At 45.7% G+C, this 23,969-nt stretch carries 15 protein-coding genes; 4 read left to right on the top strand and 11 right to left on the bottom strand.

Features of this window, described 5'->3' with window-relative positions; all coding sequences use genetic code 11:
* Positions 1-111 precede the first annotated feature (111 nt).
* Both HN980_06745 and HN980_06740 read right to left on the bottom strand, forming a co-directional pair.
* Positions 112-648, bottom strand: coding sequence for a hypothetical protein (locus HN980_06745; GenBank protein MBT6929170.1), 537 nt, complete (start codon positions 646-648; stop codon positions 112-114).
* The gene (locus HN980_06740; protein ID MBT6929169.1) at positions 648-6,362 is read right to left on the bottom strand and encodes an RHS repeat-associated core domain-containing protein; all 5,715 of its coding nucleotides are present in this window, start codon (positions 6,360-6,362) and stop codon (positions 648-650) included. The genes HN980_06745 and HN980_06740 overlap by 1 nt, the downstream gene beginning before the upstream one ends.
* Positions 6,363-6,819: 457 nt before the next feature.
* Here HN980_06740 and HN980_06735 point away from each other — a divergent pair, with 457 nt between their 5' ends.
* A complete protein-coding gene (locus HN980_06735; GenBank protein ID MBT6929168.1) occupies positions 6,820-7,827 on the top strand; it encodes a hypothetical protein in 1,008 nt (335 codons plus the stop codon).
* 188 nt (positions 7,828-8,015) lie between these two features.
* Here HN980_06735 and HN980_06730 read toward each other — a convergent pair whose 3' ends face one another.
* Positions 8,016-8,552, bottom strand: coding sequence for an epoxyqueuosine reductase QueH (locus HN980_06730; protein MBT6929167.1), 537 nt, complete (start codon positions 8,550-8,552; stop codon positions 8,016-8,018).
* Between the two features lie 721 nt (positions 8,553-9,273).
* Between HN980_06730 and HN980_06725 the strand changes: the two genes are divergently transcribed.
* Complete coding sequence (locus tag HN980_06725) at positions 9,274-11,358, top strand: tetratricopeptide repeat protein (protein ID MBT6929166.1); 2,085 nt, start codon at positions 9,274-9,276, stop codon at positions 11,356-11,358.
* 248 nt (positions 11,359-11,606) lie between these two features.
* Here HN980_06725 and typA read toward each other — a convergent pair whose 3' ends face one another.
* Positions 11,607-13,418 carry a translational GTPase TypA gene (typA, locus tag HN980_06720; protein ID MBT6929165.1) on the bottom strand — a complete coding sequence of 604 codons (1,812 nt, stop codon included), beginning with the start codon at positions 13,416-13,418 and terminating at the stop codon, positions 11,607-11,609.
* Positions 13,419-13,649: 231 nt separating this feature from the next.
* Here typA and HN980_06715 point away from each other — a divergent pair, with 231 nt between their 5' ends.
* Both HN980_06715 and HN980_06710 read left to right on the top strand, forming a co-directional pair.
* The gene (locus HN980_06715; GenBank protein MBT6929164.1) at positions 13,650-15,101 is read left to right on the top strand and encodes a magnesium transporter; all 1,452 of its coding nucleotides are present in this window, start codon (positions 13,650-13,652) and stop codon (positions 15,099-15,101) included.
* A gap of 6 nt (positions 15,102-15,107) precedes the next feature.
* Positions 15,108-15,764, top strand: coding sequence for a hypothetical protein (locus HN980_06710; GenBank protein ID MBT6929163.1), 657 nt, complete (start codon positions 15,108-15,110; stop codon positions 15,762-15,764).
* Positions 15,765-15,784: 20 nt separating this feature from the next.
* On the opposite strand, the gene HN980_06705 is transcribed toward HN980_06710, so the two are convergent.
* From HN980_06705 to HN980_06675, 7 genes are all read right to left on the bottom strand, one after another.
* Positions 15,785-16,351, bottom strand: a complete 567-nt coding sequence (locus HN980_06705; protein MBT6929162.1) for a hypothetical protein — start codon at positions 16,349-16,351, stop codon at positions 15,785-15,787.
* A gap of 16 nt (positions 16,352-16,367) precedes the next feature.
* Positions 16,368-17,348 carry a hypothetical protein gene (locus tag HN980_06700; protein MBT6929161.1) on the bottom strand — a complete coding sequence of 327 codons (981 nt, stop codon included), beginning with the start codon at positions 17,346-17,348 and terminating at the stop codon, positions 16,368-16,370.
* A 15-nt stretch (positions 17,349-17,363) separates the two neighbouring features.
* Positions 17,364-17,858, bottom strand: coding sequence for a SycD/LcrH family type III secretion system chaperone (locus HN980_06695; GenBank protein ID MBT6929160.1), 495 nt, complete (start codon positions 17,856-17,858; stop codon positions 17,364-17,366).
* Between the two features lies 1 nt (position 17,859).
* Positions 17,860-18,411 (bottom strand): hypothetical protein, encoded by a 552-nt coding sequence (locus HN980_06690; GenBank protein MBT6929159.1) that lies wholly within the window; start codon positions 18,409-18,411, stop codon positions 17,860-17,862.
* A gap of 731 nt (positions 18,412-19,142) precedes the next feature.
* Positions 19,143-19,814: an adenylate kinase gene (locus HN980_06685; GenBank protein ID MBT6929158.1), complete on the bottom strand. Its 672-nt coding sequence runs from the start codon at positions 19,812-19,814 to the stop codon at positions 19,143-19,145.
* Positions 19,815-19,918: 104 nt separating this feature from the next.
* On the bottom strand, positions 19,919-20,476 hold the full coding sequence (locus tag HN980_06680) for an HD domain-containing protein (GenBank protein MBT6929157.1): 558 nt from the start codon (positions 20,474-20,476) through the stop codon (positions 19,919-19,921).
* A gap of 107 nt (positions 20,477-20,583) precedes the next feature.
* A partial coding sequence (locus HN980_06675; GenBank protein MBT6929156.1) for a hypothetical protein occupies positions 20,584-23,969 on the bottom strand: 3,386 nt, incomplete at its 5' end.

Below are 23,969 nucleotides of genomic sequence, written 5' to 3'. Positions count from 1 at the left end.
TAGAAACACAAAAGGCTTCCTCAGGCGTTATCCCATACCGCGCAATCGCTTCCTTGCCCTTGGAATTCCCCAACAACTTCAGCTTCTTAACAACAGACTTTACGTTATGCATTATTCACCTTTCACAATCTTCAACGCTTCGGAATACGTTTCTTCGTGGATAGTCTTAAGTGGATTGTTGTCTGTAGCGCCAGTATCAATAGAATAGTAAATTTTTTGTTTAACATTAAAAATATGAGCCACATTCGGAGGGGATGGATATTCATAAGACTTGTAATTATAGAAGGAAATATCAAATTCAATTTCATTTTCTGTGAATGGATAAATAGCTAGATATGGACGAATTTCTTCATGATCATTAATATAACTTAGCAATTTTTGAGTACAGCGAATATATAATTCGCGAGAATTTTTGATTGAAAGCGATTTGTCTGATTTGAAGTAAAGCGCAACTGTATTCACTTGATCCATCAATTCTCCGCTGACAATTGTTGGAGATAGGTCTTCAGTCTTTTTCATTTCTTCAACAAAGGGAGCGATCATGCGATTGAAGGCTTTTACATGTTCACTTTCCGACCCTTTAAAAGAATCGTTTGTTACGCAGCTAAATAGGGCAAGAAAAGCTAATAAAAAAGGTAAAATTTTCATTATAATAATCCATGTTGTTCTTTAAAACGATCGCCTAAGGCATTGATTTGTTTTTGAAGTGAAGGGTGAAAGAAGTCGTGGCCGAGGAAGCCCGCTTCTTTGCTGCTGGCAAGGCGATGAATGTTGTAGCCTTCTGTGTTGATGCCGGCAAGAAGATCTTGGTTGTGTTTGCAGGCATAGGTTGAGACTATATCACCATCAGGAATATAGTTGTCAGTACGGCGCATACCGTTATTCGAAAGTATATATCCCGGAGAAAGCATCCTCCCGACAATCATATTACACATCTCTTTAGACATGTCATTGTGTGACACCCCAGCAATAAGGGCACCATGACTATATCCATAGTCGTATACGGTGTGGCTGCTGTCTTTTGCGCGTTCGCCGATAACTTGTTTCATGACCTTGGCGCTTCTTCGTATGTTATTAGTTATTATACCGCAAGTATTTAATTTAAATTCAAAGGCGTCTAATAAAACGCCGTAAGTTCTATTCGGTATGTAGTGTACTTTAGCATTTCCATGCGCTTTTGACAAGGCTTCTGCTTGTTTTTGTCCCTTTCTGTAGCTAGTGTTGATGCCTGGATGATAAAAAATGGTGGCATCGGGAACTTCGACGTTTCCGACAACAGTATATTCCGGTATCTCGTCGAGTTCTTTTTTCCTGCGGAGTATTTCCCTGGTCATCATGGAGAGAGGACCATTATAATATGGTGTTTTATAGTCGGCGTTGACAGTGCTGTTGCTAGAAGCGGTATTGGAGGTGTCGAAAGATATGTTGTTTATGATATTTCCAACGGTCTCTGAACACGACCACTCACCATAAAGATCGAAGAAAGATAAAGGATTGTTGTGGATGTAAGCATAAAGATTTGGACCATCGCTAAAACCACGAGGGTCTGGAGTCGTCCAACGACCCGTATCAGAACAATAATAGCGCTTGCCGAAGAAAACAAAACCAAGCTCGTCATCAGTGCGCTTGCTACAAAAGCGCCACGGGTTTGCAAGAGTAGAGGTATCTAATTTTGTTTCTTGAGAATCGAAGATGTTTTCTTCGCCATAAGCAGTATATGCATACCTTTCGGCTACACCACCGGAAGCTGCATCGACAAGAGCAACGACATGCCCATAACTGTCATGGATAGGAGCGTATACAATATCGTCGAAATCGACGGCAATAGCAGCGCCGATCTCGGCACCACGCCCTAGACCAAGAACACGGAATTCCACCAGCGTACCATCGTCGTCTGCAGCACCAACCTCATTGTCGCTAACATACAAAAATCTTAGATGCGCATGTTTCGCCCAACCATCGCCCTGCCAAAGATATGTCGTCTTGTCCATGCGCCTATTAAAAGCATCGTAAGTGAAAGATATTTGGATGTTGTCATCCTCCGTAACCGTTATAAGCCTGCCAAGAGCATCATAAGCATACGTAATATTCTCACCTCCGACATGCTTCGCTGTGATATTGCCATTAAGGTCATAGTCATAGGTGACATCACCATGGGCAAGAAGCTCGTTATATCCGCCAAGGCTATATTCTTCGCCGTCCTTCTCAATTCTGTTGTTAATAGAATCGTAAGCATAAGTGTGTGGTGTTGAACCCTTCTCCTCTATGATCTGGTAGAGACCATCATAATAATAGTTTTCTGTACCACCAGACGACGATATTCTAGAAGTAACATTTCCGGCATTGTCATAAACAAGCTCTTCGGTGAAAGCATCCATCTGTGTAGATGTTCTTCGTCCATTGAGGTCATAAGAATGTGAAGCCTTTCCAGTCTTCCCTATAAGCGTCGCTTGTAATATTACGCCGTTGATGCCAAAGGCATCGTATGAGTGTGTATATTCAGTATCATCTTTTTGGTAGGAAACATCACGCAGGTGAAAACTATCGTATAAATACTCTACAGAGCGATTGTCGGGAAGTGAAAGGCGAGTAGTGCGTCCTTTTCTGTCGTATGCACATACTACATCGAGGTCATTGCCAAGCGTTTCATGAGTGATACGCCCTGCGGCGTCATAGCTACGACGTGTTGTTGTATTCGAAAGCGTATCAGTTACTGCAATAACTCTACTGCTTTTGTCGTATGTATATCGGTAACAAAAGCTATCGTCAGAAGATGAGAATTGTTGCATCCTCCCCATTTCATCGTAGGTGTGATAGATGCTAATGCCACTGGGCTTTGTTATAATTGATAATTGTCCATTATCATTATAGTTATACGTTGTTTGTCGTGCTAACGACGTTTTGAAGCGCTCCCATAGCAATTTTACTCTGTTAAGAGGTCCATATTCCCAAGCCGTAATTTGCTGTTCTTTTTCTTTGCCATAGGCGAAGACCGTTTCAGTGTGGCGGCATCGGTTTCCTACAGCATCGTAGCGTATCTCGTGTTTTGCGACGATGGTGCCAAAAGGATCTTTCTTCTCGGAACTCTCGATGCGACCTAGAGCGTCGAGAATTGTTGTCGTATGTGTTCCCTTCGGGTCAATAGCCGTTGTCTTCAAAACCTTCTGTCCACGACCATTGTTGAAGCTGTGGTCGTAAATTATTAGCGTCGTATTCCCTAGCGCGTCGGTATGATGTATAGGCTCGTTAAAATCATTATATTGCGTAGACATCTTCGTGGTGGTGCCGTCGAAAGCGAAATTAGTAGTCTCTAGAAGGTTGTCATTCTCATCATAGCGTAATAATGATGTCTCAAGAACTCTGTCATTGCCATCTTCGGCGCGTCTTTCTATTACGCGCCCTGCAAGGTCGTGAACTTCGACAGAAGCCGTGTAATCATTTTCTTCTGGGCCGTACCACTCTTTTGTTGACTCTAGGCTTCCTAGGGCGTCATAGACGACCTCTTGATGCATCATGGTGTCTTCTTGCGTCGTTGCTATCAACCTCCCAGCGCCATCGTATTCGTAATCTGTGCGGTATCCTTCAGCATCGGTGGACGACACCATGTTAAAGGCATTGTATGTTTTCTCTGTGGAATAGATTATAGTGCCATTATTATCTAGACGTTCTTCATGGATTGACCTTCCAAGAAAATCGTATGTGAATATTATCGTTGTGTCATTGGTTTCTTTCTTGCTTCTTAGCGTGCCGTCAAGATTATAGCGGAACTCTTCGGTAGTGCCGTCGGGATATCGTATCGATATAGGCTTATTGCTGATGTTGTATGTAGTCTCTGTTTTATCACCGTTTTCATTGATCATTATGGTGACATTATCAAGAATATCATATTCCTGACGCTTTATAGATCTTATAGTGTCACTATTTTCGTTGAGAACTTCTGGTGATGTCGTCGATATTAACCTAGAGAATTCATCGTATTCGTAGTTGGTCTCGTTACCATAAAGGTCTGTATGAGCGATGATATTTCCGAGATAATCATAGCGGTTCTTCGTCGAACGTGATGATGTCATGTCAGTGGTCATTATCTTCGATAGGACAGGTCTGTTTGCGAAGTCGTAGTCAGTGATGACGTGGCTATTGGGCTTGAAGTCATGAGCTTCTATGACGTTGTCGTTGAGGTCATATTCTATCTTATTTATTCGGCCGAGAGCATCGGTTTCGCTGGTGAGACGACCCTCGCGGTCATATTCTTTAGTGGTGCGGAATGCAAACTGTCCTTCGGCATCATATACATCGCTACCAGAAAGCAATCCATTGTCATCGTAGCTATTTATTACCCTGGAAATGAGGATTAATTCGTTTGTGGTGATGTCGCAATAGTATTCTTCGACAACTTCAGGGAAACCAAAGCTTGGCTTAGCCTTTCCTTTAGAGTCGACGGCATCATAAGGCTTGATTTTCGTGACAAGACGTTGTGTTTTGAAGAAGGGCTTCTCAGAATCGTATTCTGTAATGCCATCGTCGACGATTTTCTGCGTCATGCAAGCATTTTTGTCGTAGCTATAGAATGTGCGAAGTTGTATGGGGTCGTCTACTGTACCGACAAGCTCTGCCTCAAGAAGATTCGTCCCTGTTTTATAGCGATACTTTGTTATCGTTCCATTATCGGTGATCTTGCTTGTTATAAGGTTCAGTCCGTCTTTGGAATATGTATATCGTGTGGCATAACATTCGATATTGCTAATAGGGACGCCGGTTTTTTTGTGTACCGTAAAAGTTTCTGGAGCGTCGCCAGTGATATTGCCATAGAGGACTTCTTCTAAAACATTGCCTTTCTTATCATATTTAAAGGCTCGTGACCATGCTACGCCGTCATTGCCTTTTCCTTTGCCGTTTTTGTCGCTAAGTGTCGTTGCTATAAGGTTCGTTGAGTCTTTGGAATCGTTATTAGCCCAGTAGAATTTCTTGATTCTGTATGTTTCACGTTGACCAGAGTCATTTTCACTGAGAAGCCCTTCGACAGATATAATCCTTTTATTATAATTGTATATCGTAGCATTGTCGAGGGCATCATAGACAATAGTTTTGCCGCCGCAGACTTCACGATATCTATTTTTTTCCCAGGCTTTGCCATGGGTAATTTCGTCGAGTTCATATATAAATGTCGCTGTTATGATAGGCTCAGCATCGTTGCCGACAGGCTCACGAAGAAGGCGCGTGCGGTTAAGGCAAGAGTCATCATGATGATAGGGTTTGATATTAACAATATTATGACGACTTCCCACGTCGTTATCGCCACCACTATAGTATTCGATATCAATATATTGCCCTTCGAACTTCTCGTGGCGAGAGAGTGCTTTGAATTCTTTGTTGTATAACAATTTATAATGGAATTTGTGGCTGTGCTCGTTGTTGAAAACGATATCTTTCAAATAATAGTTTTCAGAATTCGGCACCATACGAACGGTGTTATAAAAGACTTTCTTGCCATCGCTACTTTCGACACTAGTGCTGGCGTTGTCATCACCATAATAACGTATTGATAACGACCCGAAAACAACATCTTCTGAAGCATTGGTTGCTATAATTTCGGCGATATTGTCAGAGTCATCATATTTGTAGAGAATCTTGTTGCCATTGGGAAGGTGTTCGGCAGTGATATAATACCTACCTTTAAAATCATATTTCCCTGTTTTTGAAGGATAGCGACACATCCTAAACAGGTGCTCTGAGCCGTCGCCATTGGTGAGAGTGCATCTTTTGGCATATTGTTTAGAGTTGCGGTCTCCTCTTAGAATGTCATTTTTTAGGTTTGTGCGACCGCTGATGACACCCGACCCACAGTTGGTAAGAACGGTTTTGTATGTATGGGGCATCGGTTGCAACGAGAGATTGTCTTTTTTAACACTACCTTTTCCGTCATAGCTTAACACCGAACCCGATGATGTACGTATAGAAGCATAATGATGGTCATGACGGTCGTCTTGAATAAATTCCATCATCTGGTAAAAAGGATGATTCCATCCTGAAGCGATAGTATATCGTGTCAAAGAGTCAGATCGAGATGGCTTCTCATAATGCCGATATGACCGAGACATCGCAAGAGGGACGATGCTAGGAACGACGATATCATTATATTGAGCAACATAGTCGCCAGAGATAGCATCGACGGCGTTATTGACGATGGAAGATGGCATGAATTCATTGATAGAACTAGCAGGTATTTCTGGAGCATCTGCATTACCTTTTTTTATAGGATTTTCTTTGCAGAAATCCAAATCTTCAATGTCGTCATCAGCGAAAGAAAATAATGTGAACGATAGAAAGAAAATAACAAGGAAAGAAAAACGCAAACCTTTCATGTAAAAGCCCCTTATATAGTTAAGAACAGACCTTACGCGCTACTCTCACTTTATTAGCGTGCTGCAAGGAACAATCTGCTACGTATTCCTCCTCGCCCAGCCCTTCTGGGCTTGGCTCGTCGGAAATACTCGCATCTTGCCCCTTTTGCTACGCCACTAAAGCAAGATTAGCGCGTAACAGCAGTTAAGAATAGTCATAAGCGTTCCAACATTAGAAGAAAAAACACTTTTCTGTGAAGGGAAAAAATAATTAAAATAATTGCTTTATAATATATTCTCAGTGTCATTTAAGGATTTTCGTTATTTTTCGGAAAGGACTTTTTGCGACAATAAATTCTTTAAAGTGGCTTATATTAATCAACTGTTCTAATCTTAATCTTAGTTTGTGTAAAAGACATTATTAGATGTTCAAAAACTGTAACAAAAGAAAAAGATTAGAAAATCAGGAAGAACAAGCATGAAAAAAATATTTTTACTTGTATTATTGTTGTCGAGCTCATTTGGTTATTCAGAAGCAGAGGCTTTGGGTTCTCTTAGTGGTGAGATTATATCGACTGCTGAAGAAGAGCTTCTTTGTCATAAATATTTTCCAAGTAAGATTATTACTCTTCCCGTGGCACCAGTCATTCCCTTAGAGTATCATGTCTTTCCTCAGCAATTCGAAGAAGAATTGGATATTGCTTGTGGAGTATATTGGGGGACACCAAAAGACGTTAAAACTATTTGGGAAAATATTAATCAAAACAAAACTTTATCAGAGATTTGTGCAGAATTAGAGTCCGGAGTTTTTAATGTTGAAATATCAATGAATACTGCTCAAATTGACAAGGATACATTTTATGGAGAATCAGAAATGCCCGGCGAGCTTCGCAAGGCGGGATTTAAGAAAATTAACATTTGTAAAAAGAAATGGGGGGAGTATCCTGTCTTAGTTATTGATGCTGTAGATGAGAACAAAAAACCTATTTCTGCTGCATGGGTGGGATTGAATTATTCAGGTTACACACTGGTCGTTACATATATTTATCCTTTAAAAGACGTTAAAAAGGAAAAAAGAAAATGGAGCGATTTTGTTAACAAGACACAAATTTTGCCTCGAGATAAGCTTTTGAAAGCTTCCGGATATGATATCGAAAAAGGATCTACTGTCATGACTTTGAGTAATTGTAAGATCAAAACATTATCAGAAAGAAAAAAATCAGATGGAACAATGCGCTTAATGGTTTTTCCTTTAACAGAGCTGACATCAGTTACTATAAGTAGCATTGAAAAATGTTTCACGGAGTTTTCCGATGAAGAATGTGTGAAAGTTCATCTGAATGTTGATTCTCAAGCAGATGGTTATAATGTGGTGACTGATTGTGTCGTTACAGCTAATCCTAAAAACGTCGACGATTTTTCATTGATAGGAGAAACAATAAAGCAGTCTGAGAATGTTGTTGTGATGAAACCAGCAACAGAGTAAAAATCGTAGGTTCAGTTCCTTTCACATCGCCATCGTTTCGATGGTGATGACGGCAGAGGCAAAACGAAGCCTTGTGTTGCGCGGTACGCGCAGCATAAGGCTTCGTTTTGTCGAGGGTTTGCAAAGGGGGCACGCCCCTTTGCCGCGGGATTGTCAAGGGCACGCGGAGTGCCCTTGACCGGGGATTGTTAAGGGCGCGTGCCCTTAACAAGGCATCCGCAGTAGTTTTGTCTGTAGAGGTTGGCTTGTTTGCTTAGGGCGATGGATTTGCGGTAGCCGTCATTTTTCTTGAAGTTTTCTGGGAGGTAGGTTGTGGAGTATTTTTGTGCTAGGGAGTTGCCGATGTTGGTGATGGTATCGTAGTTTTTGTGTGGGGATACTGTCAGTGTTGTTGTGAAGGCGTCGAAGGAGTGTTGTTGTGCGTAGATTGCTGCGGCTTCTAGGCGCATTGCGAAGCATAGGGCGCAGCGGGGGCCGCCTTCGGGCGCGTCTTTATGTGAAGAGGTTTCTTTTAGCCAGTGGTAGGTATCGTATGGACCTTCTATGAAGGGGATATTGAGGTTTTCTGTGTATTGGATGGCTTCGTCGCGGCGTTTTACGTATTCTTCTTCTGGGTGGATATTGGGGTTGTAGAAGAAGACGGTGATGTCGTATTCGTCTTTGAGTTTTGTGAGGGGGTATGTCACGCATGGCGCGCAGCAGGTATGTAGTAGTAATTTTTTCATGGTGACAATGATACCCCAAAAAGGAGAAAAAAGCAATTATCTTTCAGAATAGCAACTTGTTTTACCCGTGATAGCATAGTTTCTTAATTGAAGCTACGCGGCAACCCTAGTTGTCATTTTATGTATTTCGGGGGTTTGGGGGAGAATCCCCCAGCCAGTTATATTTCTCTGTGTTCTCCGTGCCTCCGTGGTAGTAAATCCTATTTCGGAATCCCGCTGTTCTACGCTTTATGTTATAATTATCCGATATACATGCATTTTCAGTAAAAATATTATAACCCATGATTGCGACCTATACTTTGCCATAGGATTTTTGCAGTGGTACAGGTGCGAAGATGAAAGACGAGCGAATGTTAAAACATTCGCGAGGATAGAATCAAAGCAGATGTGCTGCTACAAAAAGACATATGGTGAAGCCAAATAATAGCAAATGGGTAAATAAAAACAATAAGAAATAATAATGGTTTAAGATATTTATATTAACATGTTTATATTTTTTACTAGGGATTTTTAGAAAGAAAAAAGACACTGTTTCCTATAGCATCCATAGTGTCAGGCAACCTGACTCATTTTGTTCCTCGCGAATAGTTACAACTATTCGCTTGTCGCTCACTGAGCCATCTTGCCCAACTCTATGGCACTAAAGGAAATATAGGGCGCAATCATGGGTATAACGTGTAGGTGTCAGTTCTTAATATAGTGGGTTTAAAGAAAAGGTGTGATGTGGTATTCTTATGAAGATTACAAATATATGCTATGGTTTTTTATGTCTTCTTATAGTGAAAAAAAATCTTTGTCGGCGATACTCGAGGGCGGGGACTTCTCGCAGCTCGAAGAGTATAAGTCTCCTTCGTCGTGGCCTACTGATATCGAAGGGCGCAAGACCCTTGTACATCTTTTCCTTAAAGCTGGCGAGCAGAAGCTTCGTGCTGGCACCGACGCCGATACTCTCTTCGAAAGAGCTTCGCAGGTCGCTGGCGGCAGTGCTGACGTCTTCTTCCGGCAGGGGGTTATCTTTGAGAAGAACGAGTCTTCACTGGCGATGCTTAAGAAGGCACAAGAAAGATACCAGAAAGCCCTTGATGTCGATGGTGCTTTTTTCGACGCCCTTGTTGGCCTAGGACGTACGCATGCGAAATCTGGTGCTATCACCGGCGATGTGGAGCGTTTCTCCGAAGCCGCCGCAGTTTATGCTTCTGCCGACGTCGTCGCCGCAGATAATATCATGTTCCAAGGGCTTCTGTCATGGCAGCGTGCCCTCCTTGCATATTGGGAAGGTAATGCCTCCGGAGAGGTTAGCGACTACCACAGAGCATTACAGCACTATTCCGAAGGCAGAGAGTGCGGATGTAACATCCCGGAGTTCTGGACGGGATACGCCACACTTCTTATGAAGATGGGCGCCACCCTTCGCCGCGAAGATCTCTACGAAGAAGCTATTCGCTACTACAACAAAGCTGTAGACCTCGATCCCAAATATTTCGGTGGATGGCTTGCCATGGGTAATGCCTTGATGAACCTATATTCTAACAAGGTATCAGAGAAGCTCTTCGCCGACGCCCACGAGGCTTTCGCTATGGCTTCGACAATAGAAGCACACAACTACCACCTACTGCTTAACTGGGCGCGTCTCATCACAATGTCGGGGATAGCACATTACGACTCTCAGCGCGTACGTATGGGACTGCCGAAGTTCGCCGACGCACAACGCCTCAACGCCGAAGATCCCGCACTATACCGTTATTGGGGAGAGGCTCTCATCGCACAAGGACGCCTTCTCGAGACGCTAAATTTCCTAAGACAGGCGGAGAATACCATCGCCAAAGGTATAGAGCTCGCCCCCGAAGATGTCATCCTATGGTACCACTACGGCGCATGCTATAACGAATACGGAAAATATTTCGACGACGAAAGATATTGCCTGCAGGCGATAGAGAAATTCAACGCTGGACTCGTCTTCGACGAGGACTCTTCGCTCTTGTATTATGGCCTCGGTGTGTCGTACTCCACCCTCGCAGAGATGCGCCTCGACGATACCCTAATAAAAAAATCATGCCAATGCTTCGCCAAAGCTTACGACGGCGGCGAAAGAGCTCCCATATTTTTCAGCTCTTGGGGGCTGACGCTTATGAATTATGGCGAGATGATGAACGACCACAACGCTATCGTCGACGCCATAGGAAAATTCGAGAACGCCATCGCCAATACCCCAGAAGAAGCGCCAGACCCTGAGCTTTACTACCACTACGGATGCAGCCTCGACCTCCTAGGAGATTTCACCGCTAACGAAGAACATTACGAACGCGCCATCGAAGCCCTTACATATACTCTGCAGCTCGACCCCGGAAATAACGACGCATGCTACAGCCTAGGCCTTGCTCTTTCACACCTCGGAACCCTCGTCAGTGACGTCGATGCCCTAAGCAAAGCCCTAGCACTCTTCGAGAACGCCGTCGGTGGCGACAACGAAGACGATATGGCATGGAACGAATGGGGGATGACACTACTATATATATCACAGATGCTACAAGATCCAGCACAGCAAAACGAGACACAACAATATACCGAAGGCGCCGAAGAGAAACTCCTGAGAGCCGTCTTCCTCGGAAATATCCCCGCACTATACAACCTCGCAGCACTATACTCCCTAACAAACAACACCGACGCCGCCATCCACTACCTACGTCGCAGCTACGAAAGCCGAGCAATGCCACCACTAGACGATATCCTCAACGACGACTGGCTACAAAACCTCCGCAATACCCCCGACTTCCAAGACTTCGTCAAGGGGTTCCGCACCCCTTAACAATCCCGCGGCAAGGGGAAATATCCCCTTGCAACCCCGACGAGAAAGCGAAGAATGCCCCTGCGATGCGCAGAGACCTTCTTCGTTTCTCTTTAGGTGTTGAAAAAGGTCATTGCCATTATTGGTAATTGCTCAGAACATCTTGAATATTATCAGACCTTGCTGGCAAAGCCTTTCCTATACGCTCTACGCTATAACTATCCGCTATCAATGTCTTTGGCGTGGTGTGGGGCAGAGCCCCACACTCGTTAGCGTTTACGTTTGCGCTCGTTTTCGGTAAGGATACGTTTTCGTATACGTATTGATTGTGGAGTGACTTCTACGAGTTCGTCATCTTCGATAAAGTCTATGGCGTATTCTAGTGTGATATCGCGTGGTGGTGTCAGTGTGAGGGCTTCGTCTGTTCCGGAGGCACGGACGTTTGTCAGCTGTTTACCTCTGATGGCATTTACGACGAGGTCGTTATCGCGGGCGTGTTCTCCTACTACCATCCCTTCGTATACTTCGTTGGTAGCGTCGCAGAACATCACCCCACGGCTTTGTAGGTTGAATAGTGAGTATGCGTTAGCTCTTCCTGGTCCCATAGCGATGAGGACGCCGTTCTTTCTGCTGGCGATGTCGCCGCACCATGGAGTGAACTTTTCGAAGACTGCCGTCATAATCCCTAGCCCTCGTGTTGCTGTGAGGAACTCGTTACGGTATCCCATGAGTCCGCGCGTGGGGATTAGGAATTCTAAAGACGTTATTCCGTGTTCGTTTGTTGATAGTGCCTGCATCTCGCCTTTCTTCTTGGAGAATTCTTCTATTATCGCTCCGGAATACTCCTGTGGCACCTCGATATGTACACGTTCCAGAGGCTCGTGTTTCACGCCTTCGATGTCTTTTATCACGACGCGCGGCTTTGAGATGCTCATCTCGTAGCCTTCGCGGCGCATAGCTTCTATCAGCACCGAAAGGTGCAGCTCTCCGCGCCCACATACTGTTATAGCGTCTTTTTCTGCTACAGAGGCGTCGATATGCAAGGATACGTTAGATTTTTTCTCGCGCTCGAGCCTTTCGCGGATCTTGTTCATAGTGACGTGCTTTCCTTCGCGGCCGGCGAAGGGACTGTTGTTTACCATGATGTCGACAGAGACGGTAGGTTCGTCAAGGACAGGACGCGGAAGCTCTACGACGTTCTTCGGAGAAGAAAGTGTGTCGCCGATCATGACGTCGGGGACCCCGGAGATAACGACGATATCGCCGACGCCGGCTTCTTCCATCTCTACGCGCTGTAGCCCGAGATATCCTTCGATACGTGTTATTTTGTAGGTTTTTTGTTTACCTTCGATGTTGACGAGGACGACGTTGTCGCCTTTGGAGACGGTACCCGAAGCGATACGTCCGCACGCCTGTCTTCCGACGAAATCGTCATATGCCACCGTCATCGACTGCATGACGAAAGTATCGTCCATAGAGCCTTTCGGCGGTTCGACGGACTCGACGACGAGGTCGAATAGGGGACCCATATCTTTTGGGGCGTCGTGTAGGTCTTTCAAAGCGAAGGCATTGATTCCCGAAGCGTAGCAGTATTTGAAATCTAGCTGCTCGTCGGTGGCGTCGAGCTCGTGGAAAAGGTCGAAGGTAAGGTTTAGGGCATTGTCGGGGTCGGCATGAGGTCTGTCGATCTTGTTCAAAACGACGATAGGCTTTAAGCCCATCTTCAAAGCCTTAGAAAGAACGAAACGCGTCTGAGGCATAGGGCCTTCCTGAGCATCGACGAGAAGAAGGACACATCCAACCATCCCAAGGACGCGCTCTACCTCTCCGGAGAAGTCCGCGTGGCCGGGAGTGTCGATTATGTTGATCTTGTAGTCGTGGTAGTATACCGATGTATGCTTCGAGAATATGGTAATACCACGCTCGCGCTCTTGGTCGTAAGAATCCATGACACACGTAGGAACATGCTCGTTGTCACGGAAAATATGAGCGTATTGTAGCATGGCGTCGAGGAGCGTCGTCTTGCCGTGGTCAATGTGTGCTATTATCGCTATGTTGCGGATCTTTTCTGGTGAAATCATATATTGTTTAAAACCTTGTAATTTTGTTATATAGAGCAACTAGTATACAATGTATATATGATAAAAATCAAGAAATAATTTGTTTTTGACGGTTAATATCAAAAAACACGCCAAAACGTATAAAATACTTGAAATATAGTGCTATATCGTATATCATTGCATAACTTCATAGCGGCGATATACGCCGTATATATATTATCACAACTCTCTGTAAACTGAGGAGGTTACAATATGGAAAAGGAAAACAAGAAAATACCATATTCCGCCGAAGGTAACCTTATGGAGACAAAGACCAGTCAGCTCGACGACATGCTTTTGGACACTCTAGAGCAGGCGATGTATCGCTCTACCGAACAGGAACGCACGCATGAAGTAGGACGCATCGTTGCTGAAAATACTTTTGTCGACCTTGCTATCGTTGTCTCGCATCTTCCTGCAGCTTTTCGTTTCGTCGTCTTTGAGAACATCGAAGACATCGAGGACCGTGCCGAGTTCCTAATAAATACCAACAGAATGACGCGCCGCACGATTTTCAAGCAGCTCTCCGATAAAGAAGTATGTACTATCCTTGAAGCTATGCCTTCTGACGAGGCAGTGAGTATCCTCGATGAGTTCTCTGAAGCACGATATAATGCCGTAGTAGCCCTCCTTGACGTCGAGAAAACCCATGGCATCAGGGAACTTCAGCAGTATGAGTTCAATACTGCCGGACGCCTTATGACCAATGAGTTCTTTGCATTCTCGCGCGATACTACCATCGCCGTAGCCGCGGAATATATCCGTAACAACCCAAACATCGACTTTACGAGGTCGATATTCGTCTTGGACGATGACGGCACACTAGAGGGGTATGTTCTGGCGAGGAACTTCATCATAAGCGCTCCTTCGGTAGAGCTTCGACAGATAATGAAGCCTGTCATCAACAAAGTTACTCCTGACGCTAGCAGGTCTGAAGTCATCGATATCGTCGAAAGATATAAAATCTCTACGCTTCCTGTCGTCGATGATGATATCCTTATAGGTATCATCACCCACGACGATGTTGTCGAGATGATGGAAGAGGTCGCCGACGATACAATAGCACAGATAGCTGGTACCGTCGAAGATGTCGGTGAACACGAGCCTGTCTTAAAGCGTTTCATCTGGCGTGCTCCATGGCTTGTCGTCACCTTATGCTCGGGGTTCGCCATGGCGACGACACTTTCGTCGCTACAGCATAGGATGTGGTACGCTATAGCGTCGTTTTTCGTCCCTCTAATCACCGGTATGTCGGGGAATGTAGGGATACAGTGTAGTACGCTTCTCGTAAGAAGTATGGCGACAGGGGAGCTATCAAAAAGAAGTCAGCGCGCTACCATGATAAAAGAGATGATGCTCGCCGTCTTTACTGGCCTTGTCTTCGGCTCGGCAGGGGCACTCGTAATCTATGGGCTACACTTTGTAGGTTTCGACCCCATTCCCGTTCTCAATGTACACGCCATCGCCGCCATCGTTGGCGCAGGGATCTTCGGAGCATGTATAACGGCGGGAACGCTAGGCGTTGTTTCGCCGTTCTTCTTCGCACGTATCGGTGTCGACCCCGCAGTGGCTTCAGGGCCTATCGTCACGGCATGTAACGACTTCTTCTCGATGCTTATCTTCTGCGTGATAGCTCATACTATCAGCAGCTTTATTATGTGGTAAACCGCTATGAACCTCGTATCTCTATACGTCGTAGTAAAAACAAAAAGTCTTATAGACTATCTCTATACAGTATCACGCTACTATATACGCTCTTGGCGATACGCCCTCGCCGATACCATGATAATAGCAGCGTATCTGTGGCGTAGCCCTTTTAGGATACACAAAAACTTCCTCATAAAAAAAGGTGAGAAAGACGTCTACACCTACGGCGAGACGCCAATACTTACCATGAAAAAGATCGCCGAAGAGTGCAATATCACCGCAGACGATACTTTCGTAGAACTAGGAAGCGGAAGAGGAAGGACGGTGTTATGGGTTAACATCGCTTTGGGGTGTAAGTCTCGAGGTATCGAGATAGTACCTTTCTTCGTCGACAATGCTGCAAGGATATGCAAAACGCTGAAATTCCACGACGTCATATTCTCCAAAGAAGATATGCTATCATGCGATATCATCGACGCCACGGTAGTATACCTTTATGAGATATGCCTCGAAGACACCATCCTCGAAGCCATGACGAAAAAATTCGCCTCCCTACCTTTAGGGGCGAAAGTCATCACCGTCAGCGCACCTCTCGAAGCACCATATCTTCCCGTCACCAAAACCTTCACAGCAAAATATCCGTGGGGTGACGCTGAGGTCTTTATACACAGAAAACAATGATCAATGTTATAGGATGCTTCCTAGCTTAAGATTTTGTTTACGGCATTGCGGCGGCTTTCATTGAATTTCTCATTGGTGCGTCGAGCGCTTTCTTCTTCTTGATGAGCTGCGCTTATGCTTGACGATAAACTATTGCTCAACGCTTGAGTCGAATCCTTTTGTCCTGTGAACTTAGTGCTTTTGGCGTTGTTGTAGGTGCCTTTTGACTCTCCCAACACCGACGATATTGCCGAAGCTCCTTGGAAGGCAGCCAGCCTTGGACTGTTGGGAGCAGCGCCTCCCGATAGTATCGTAAGAGCGCCGCCGGCGACTCTCATAGTAGTCCCTAGTCCGCTGCTCATCTTCTTGGCAGCTTGTTCATTAAGTGCGCTTGTCTCTTCGGAGAGCCTACGACGCTCAAGTTGATTGCTTTTTTTTGCGAGCCGTATGGCTTCATGCAGCAGCTTCATTACATCATTGAAGGCGATGGTCTCAGGAGCAGCTTCTCTGGGCATATCGAGGAATGTCTCTTCAGCAGATTTCTCGCTATGGTCAGCTTCCAGAGGCGCCCCTGTAGGTATTTGAGGTGTTACTTCTGTTATGGGCATATTATCTTCTCCTATGTTAGCGCCATCCCGCTGTTATGGCTTCGTTTTTGGCGGTCTCTAACCGTCTTTTGTCGCTAAAGACTTCACAAAGACTGGTGACAGCACGCTCCAAACTCTCGGTGTCGAGGGTCATTTTGTCTTTGATTATATCGTTAGCGCCTTCTTCTCTGGTTTTTTTTGCTCTGAGCGAGCCCGTTTTTTGTTTGGTGGCGCCTCCTGATATCTCTGCAGCACCCTTTACCACGCCGGAACCTACCTTTGCAGCTTTGACGACTTTCCCCGCAGCTCCGGGGACGCCACTGACAACTTTACCTGCACTAAAAAGTCCCAAACTTATCCCCGCTATCGCCAGAGAACTTACGGTATTTAACACAGACTCTATGCTCTCTTCAGTAGGGCCTTTGCCATCTTTGCCTTCGAAAAGCTTCTCCAAAACACTGGCGATGGCTTCATTGCCGTTGAGGCCGTCATTGACGACGAGCGCTCCGCCTAAGAGACATGCTACGATGACAGGGGCACTCAACCCTCCGCTAGTAATTATCGATGTGGTAGCAGCGACGATATAACCCACCGTTGTGGCTATCTTGTCGAAAGAACTAGATACTTTGTTGCTTTTACTGGCCTTGACAAGTTCTTCGAGGCAGTTTTGGCGTGTTTTATTGAGCTCTTTTTTCTTTTTTTGGCCTCCTTCTATCTCTTTTTTGGCATACCTGGTAGCATCTTCACGCCCTTCGGCATATGCCTTGAAGGCGTTGTTGACAAGCTCCTCGATGTTGATGTTATGGTGAACAGGGACAGGAGGAAGGAGAAGCGGTGCCGCGCTGTTGTTGCCAGTGACATGAGCGCCATAATTTATCGCAGAAGACGCCGAGGATGTATCTGCAGGGGAACCTACAGGAGCAGCGAGATCTTGCGTAGCCGGTTTCGCGAAGGCATCAAGAGGCCCCCAGACAGGGATTTTAGCGGAGGTGGTGGCGTCGACAGCGGCCATGTTCATAGAATGTGTTCTCCGTTATGAATTGTCGTCATTTATACCAAACCAACGCTCTTTAAGTAAAGCGATATGCTTGCATAGCTCTTCATCAAGGGCGCGCATCTCGGAGCATAGCAATGCTTCACGGGCTTCTTCGAGGTTCCCGAGATTCATAGCACAGTCTGCAGCATGTAGGTGGGGAAGAGGGTCTTCGTCGTCGAGAAGTGCTGCGAAACCATACGACGCCATGGCATCGCCAAACATTTTCTCTAGCTGCTGCGAGGCGGCGAGACCCATCCAGAACCTCTTCGACATGGGGTCCAGGACGGTAAGAAGGCGGAAGATTACAAGAGCGTCGTTGTATTTACCGTTGTTGTAAAAATGGTATGCTGTGCTGTAGAAAGTTTCGATGGCTTCTTCGGAGATGGCATCATATTCTTTGGGAATCTCTTCGCCAAGGGTATGTTTCTTCACAAGGTTCTCGACGAGAGCCCTTACGCCTTCGTATGATGTCGTTTCAATTAGTGACGTCATGCTATTGTCCTCCTGCCATCTTCCTCGCTTTGTTGATCTTATCGTCGTGGAGGGGTTTCAGTATGCTTTTTGTTAGCTCGTAGGTTTCAAACCGCTGATTCATAAGCGCCTGAGTGTCTTGTAGGGACATCTGATTCTCGCTGCTGAGGTCTTCGCATTCCGTTCTGATGGAATCAAGAAGGCGTTCCTTCTCGTCTTTAGTCCATACTTTCTTGTCTTTGGGGATATCGACGCCCATCTCTCGGGCTTTGCCGAACATGCCCTTTAGATCGTTGTTTTTGCTGATGTCGAGCTTATCTTTTTTGTCGAGAGAGTTGTTGATCTTCGTAAGGACAGAATGCAGGTATTTTATGTTTCCCTGCTTTTCTTTGATGTTGTCGGTCTTGGTCTTCATGGTCTTCTCGAGGGCTTTAAGACGGTGTGCCTGGACGAGAAGGGCTAGGTCTTCGATACAGAAATCGGCGTCGCCATCTTCGGCGACTTCGACACCTTTCGACTGTAAGGTTTTAAGAAGGTCAACAGGCGATGTTTCTTCATTGATTTTATCAGTCATCATCATCTCCCCAGGTTGTTTTTACCAGTACACGTATACACTTCTGAAGACATTATCTACAAGATTAAAAAGTTCGGAGTTCGGAATAGGATTTTCCTACCACAGAGCCACGGAGAACACAGAGAAAGAGAACTGGCTAGGGGAATCTCCCCCAGACCTCATTTTTGAATGGAGAACTGCGATCTTTTTAAAATTCTCGGGGTTCTAGGGGTGAAACCCCATATGCATTAACCTAAGCTAAAGTAAGGCATTGACACTTGGTCGAATATGGCATAGTGCATCACCCGGACACGGCAGTGCCCACTCTCGACGTTGTCGTAAGAGTAAGGTTGCATCTTTACGTTTGCTATAGGAAAAACAAAAAAAGGAAGCACAATCAACGACAATGGCGACAGCTGTGCGTCCGCTGCGCGCTCTGCGCAGTGGGCGCTCTCTGTGAAAACTCTGTGATTCCTCTGTGATCTCTGTGGCAAAATCCTATAGAGTGAAACATCAGCGATGACAATCTAATGCGCTGAAATAAAGGACGCTAGCGCTTAGGTTGATGCATATGGGTTTAACCCATTTTCATCTTCGCACCTGTACCACTGCAAAAACCCTATGGTAAAGTATAGGTCGCAATCATGGGTTTAAACCCGGCTGTCTAGTGGACAACCGGGTTTAAACTTTTGTTCTCAGTGTTCTCCGTGGCTCCGTGGTAGAAAATTGGGGCTCGGGGCTCGGAGTTTGGGTTATTGAAGATCCATCTTCTTTGCTACGATGTCGAGCGCGGCGTTGTAGACAGTGTCAGGGTCGTTGTCGCCGTCGACGATGTCGAGGATTCCAAGATTTTCATAGAAAGCAACGAGAGGCTCTGTCTGCTTGTGGTACACCTTAAGGCGTTCGCTTGTTACTTCAGGCTCGTCATCAGGACGTCGTATTAGCTCTCCGCCACATACGTCACAGACGCCTTCTTCTTTAGAAGGAACGACTTGCGAATATGTTTGCCCGCATTGTGTGCATGTAAAACGACTTGCGGCACGCTCTATGAGGACTTCATCGTCGACATCGATAAGCACGACAAGGACCTTCTCAGGATTTGAAACTTGTTGCTGGAACGCTTCTGCCTGTGGGAGCGTTCGTGGGAAACCGTCGAGGAGGTATCCATTACCACCAGGGTCGGCAGATATCGTCTCCAAAACCATGGCGATGGTGACTTCGTCAGGGACAAGGTTTCCGCCGTCCATATATTTTTTAGCTTCGATTCCAAGAGGCGTCTCGTTGGCAATGTTCTCACGGAAGATATTCCCTGTAGAAAGATGGAGGAGCTTGGCGTCGGAAGAAAGACGTGAAGCGACAGTTCCTTTGCCGGCAAGAGGAGGGCCTAAAAGGATGACGGTATAATTTTCGTCAGACGTATTCATATTGGTGTTCATAGGTGTGGTATTACCATGGTTACATGATGTCATTGCTAATAATAACAGACATACAACGTTTAGTACAATTTTCATTTTTTAATCCTTTATTGTTAGTGTATCACATATTTTTTCCACCACGCATCAGACGGCGTAGTAGCGATTTCTTCGGCGAGATTTTTGCCGACTTCGGTGACGACGCGGCTTTTGACGTTGTTATACCATTCCTGTCCGCGAGGGTTTCCTGTCTCGATCTCACGTTTAAGCATAAGAAGCATCTCGATGTTGTCGGCGTCGCGGGCAAGCTTGGCTTCGAGGGATTCTTTTCTCTCGAACTCCTCGATATAAGAGACGACTTCGGCGCCTAACGGTGAAGAATCTCCGATGTCGGTAAAAACATTTTCCATGTTTGCAGAAACATAACGTTTCTGGACATAGTTGTGGTCGCCGACGCGGCTTTCTGGAAGGTCGTGGAAGACGCATAGTTTCAGGAGCTTAGCTTCGTCGACGCCGTCGCCGTAAAGATGCGCAAGGGCATATCCTATGGCGATGGTGTTGAGGGTGTGTTCTGCGACAGACTGTTTCCCACTGCCAAGGAAGGCATACCCCGATCGTGGTATCTTTGTGAGCATGTCGACTTCGTTGAGAAAATTTACTATAGACTCCATCATTCCTCCTAGCAGTGATTACTTTGGAGGTGATATTGTTGCACGAACCCATGAAAATGTCGAGAAAATAAAGTCATTGCATGGAACGAAAAAATCTTTTGTTGTTGACGTTATGTGTTAATCCAGAAGCTTGGTATTGGTTCAAACCAAGAGTTATCGATCATGCTTTGTACGACATTTGCGTCGAAGAGCGTGGGGTCGTTGCTCTTTAGTAATGTTATTGGAGAGGTGTCTTTAAGCCACTGTGCAAGCCATGGTCTTCGTATGTTTAATGAGCTTTCACCGCCATTGATAGCGTTGTTGAATAATACGAGGCTTGTAGAGATATAGTTGTTATATTCGCTGAGTTCTTCGCTGTCTTGTACTGTCCCGTTGATAGCTACTCCTATTGTTGAGCTTTCTTGTGAAGCGTATACATATAGGTCTCCGTCGATGTTAACTTCTACAGGATATTTTTTTTCTTCGCCGATGTTGCCGTTGAAAGCCAACATCTCGCAGGTTCCTACCCCGATTACGTCGTAGCTTCCTGACGTGCTTCTGTCCAAGATACTACCCATAACATGGAGTTTTACTGTCGTCGCTGCGTCTATGGTGCCGATGATGATAAGGTCTCCACCTGTTGTCGTATCGCTTCCTGCTGCCAAGGCCTCATCGTTGAAGGTGAGGTTGCCTTGTTCTATACGTATTGCGCTGCTTGCATTCGTCACGCCATCGGCGGGTATTGTCAGCGATGCCGACACTCCTGCTGTGGTGTTGTTGCGTATCCATATAGCACCGCTTGTGCTGTTTGTCGCTGTGAACGATGCTATTCTTGTCTTCAAGCCGCTTGCAGATCCTATTCCTGTGTCGGCAACAAGAACCATTCCGCTTGCTATTATGAGGGCATCGGCATCAGCGACTATGGAGTCTGCCGTTGCCGTTATAGCTCCTGTGATGGTCATATTCTCGTTGATAGTTACATCATTAGCGTCTGTTATCGTCAAGCTTGCCAATGTCGATGTAGCGCCGACAATGCCGCTGAAGGTGATATCTCCTGTTGCTCCAGCGTCGATTGTCAAGGTATATGCTCCATTGACGGTGCCATTGAAGGTAGCGTCTCCTATTCCTGTGTCTATGGTGGTATTCCCTGCTAATGTCACCGTTCCGAAGGTCATATTTGTGTCTGTAGTGTTAATGGTACCCATGATGATCGCTGATGACGGACCATTTGTGAAGTCGACACCTGTTGTGAATGTTATTGCATCTTCAACAACGTTTCCTATTATCACTGTTCCTGTGTTGAGGAAGTCGACAGCATTTGTTATGGTGTTTGTTGTCCCTGTGAAAGACAGGTTATATCCTTGAGCTTCTGTTGTCAGCGTCGTAATAGTAGTATTACCTTGGAATGCTACGGTGGTATCGTCAGTAGTATCTGTTATTGCTACTGTTGCCGCTGTCAATGCCCCGGCACATGTTGCGCCGTTGGAGTTTGCTATTGTCAGCACATCGAGCGTCGTCGTCGTCCCTACAGCTCCTGTGAGTGTTATTGTTCCACCTGTTCCGGCGTTGAGGGTAAGGTCATTGGTCTCGCCGAACACGCTGTTTGTTGTCCCTGCTATGCTGATATTAGCTCCTGCAGCGACGCCATTCGCCGCATTCAGTGTAATATCTGTGCCAAGAAGGACGGCATCGCTTATTGTGATAGTGCCTCCTGCTGTTACGATGTCTGCATTGAGCGTCGTCGTCGCGCCACTGCCGTCGATGACGAGTGCGTCAGCGCCTGACATAGTGATTTGTCCATCGACGGTGATGCTTCCTCCTGACGGTGTGCGTATAGTTGTCGGGTCGTTAAACGTTATGGCGTTAACTGTTATGGCGTGTTTCCCTGACGATTTCCCTATTGTTATTCCTGTGAAGCCGTTTTGCAAGCGTGCTATTTCTGTTGCTGTAAGGTTATAGTCTCCTGTTGCATCGGCGCCTATACCTATACTTGACGTTGTAGAATATGGTTCTAGTTCTATCGTCGTTGCGCCGGAGATATTAGCTGCTATATCGATTGTTTCGGACGTTATATCTATCCCACTAGTTACACCGCTTATTTCTGCGTTGATAGCAATAGCCCCTGTCGTGTATAGGCCGAATGTCGACGCGCTTGTTATCGCTCCTCCCAGTGTTATTGTTCCTTCGCTTAAAAGATCGACCTCGTATCTTGCGCTTATTTCTCCCGATGTTGTGACAGACGTTGTTCCATCAAGATATACGTAGTCGGTATTTGAGGTGATGGTTCCTGTTGTTGTAAGCGTGCCTTCGGCGATGAGGTCTATTTCTTCGTCGGCCAAGATATCTCCTGTCATTGAGATGTTCTCTGTCGCATCAGCATATGCGTACCCTCCTCCGGCAGTTATGTTACCTGTTGTTGTGATGCTACCGTCGTTTGCGCTAATTCCTACGTTACTACCAGAGGAAATAATGTTCCCTGTCAATACTGTTTCCAAGGATGCGATTTGGATGTAGCTAGTGGCAGTGATATTACTTGCTGTGTTGATGTTTCCTAATGATAATAGCACGAGGCTACCGGTCATTGTGAGGTCGCCTGCTATTGTGGCATCACCGTCCAGCGCATACATTATCATACTATTAACAGTGATCGCCTCTGTCGCAAGGCTACCGTATGAATATAATAAGAAGTTTCCGTTAACGGTAAGATCTTCAGTTATTGTTATGCTGTTGTCTGAATATAAGTATATGGCGCTGCCTGCTATTGTAATGGTATCGTTGATGACGATGTCTACTGTATCTATTACTATTACTATTCCTGTTGTTCCTGATGTGGTTATTGCTCCTTGGAACGTTGTCGTTCCCGTTCCTGCCGACTGTGCTATGCCTTTTACGTTTATTGTGCTGTCGGCTGTTACGTTTGCTGCCGACGTGATTGTTATTGTTCCGGGCGCTGTAGTTGTTCCTATTGCCGCATCGAAATCTATGTCTCCCGTCCCTGCTGTTATTCCTAGCGTCTCAGTAACTGATGTCGTGCCGTTCAGTGTGCTTGCGAATGTTACTGTTCCTGCTGTCGCTCCTGTATCGATAGTTATACCGTCACCAAGGACTGTAGCGCTATTAAAAGTCACGGAGCCACCAACACCTTGATCGGCTCCTGATGCTCCTGCTGTGCCGCCGACGGTGGTGATATCACCATTTAACGTCGTTGTCGTTCCTGTCGATGTAATTGATATCGCTCCTGCTACTCCGCCGTTTCCTGCGAGGTATCCTGCTCCGCCAGAGGTTGTAATTGCCGCTGCTGTTATGGTATCGGTACCATCGGTTGTCAATGTCACGTTGCCGCCTGCGCCGCCGACATTGTTTGTCGCCGCCGCGCTACCTATAGTGCTTATTGTTCCGGTGACAGCTATAGTTCCTTCTGTAGAATGGAGTGTTATAGCTCCTCCGGCTCTTCCTATGCCTGTCGATGTGCCACCGTTTGTTGTTATTGTAGCAAAAGAGATGTTTCCCACCGTCT

The organism is Waddliaceae bacterium (assembly GCA_018694295.1).
Classification (GTDB): Bacteria; Chlamydiota; Chlamydiia; order Chlamydiales; family JABHNK01; genus JABHNK01.
This window is presented reverse-complemented; position numbering and strand designations above follow the sequence as displayed.

Bases quoted from the DNA above. Each gene is read 5' to 3' on its own strand.
- HN980_06680 (MBT6929157.1), bottom strand. From the start codon at position 20,476: ATGATGGAGTCTATAGTAAATTTTCTCAACGAAGTCGACATGCTCACA.
- HN980_06740 (MBT6929169.1), bottom strand. From the start codon at position 6,362: ATGAAAGGTTTGCGTTTTTCTTTCCTTGTTATTTTCTTTCTATCGTTC.
- typA (MBT6929165.1), bottom strand. From the start codon at position 13,418: ATGATTTCACCAGAAAAGATCCGCAACATAGCGATAATAGCACACATT.
- HN980_06730 (MBT6929167.1), bottom strand. From the start codon at position 8,552: ATGAAAAAATTACTACTACATACCTGCTGCGCGCCATGCGTGACATAC.
- HN980_06725 (MBT6929166.1), top strand. From the start codon at position 9,274: ATGTGGTATTCTTATGAAGATTACAAATATATGCTATGGTTTTTTATG.
- HN980_06735 (MBT6929168.1), top strand. From the start codon at position 6,820: ATGAAAAAAATATTTTTACTTGTATTATTGTTGTCGAGCTCATTTGGT.
- HN980_06705 (MBT6929162.1), bottom strand. From the start codon at position 16,351: ATGCCCATAACAGAAGTAACACCTCAAATACCTACAGGGGCGCCTCTG.
- HN980_06715 (MBT6929164.1), top strand. From the start codon at position 13,650: ATGGAAAAGGAAAACAAGAAAATACCATATTCCGCCGAAGGTAACCTT.
- HN980_06745 (MBT6929170.1), bottom strand. From the start codon at position 648: ATGAAAATTTTACCTTTTTTATTAGCTTTTCTTGCCCTATTTAGCTGC.
- HN980_06710 (MBT6929163.1), top strand. From the start codon at position 15,108: ATGAACCTCGTATCTCTATACGTCGTAGTAAAAACAAAAAGTCTTATA.
- HN980_06700 (MBT6929161.1), bottom strand. From the start codon at position 17,348: ATGAACATGGCCGCTGTCGACGCCACCACCTCCGCTAAAATCCCTGTC.
- HN980_06690 (MBT6929159.1), bottom strand. From the start codon at position 18,411: ATGACTGATAAAATCAATGAAGAAACATCGCCTGTTGACCTTCTTAAA.
- HN980_06685 (MBT6929158.1), bottom strand. From the start codon at position 19,814: ATGAATACGTCTGACGAAAATTATACCGTCATCCTTTTAGGCCCTCCT.
- HN980_06695 (MBT6929160.1), bottom strand. From the start codon at position 17,858: ATGACGTCACTAATTGAAACGACATCATACGAAGGCGTAAGGGCTCTC.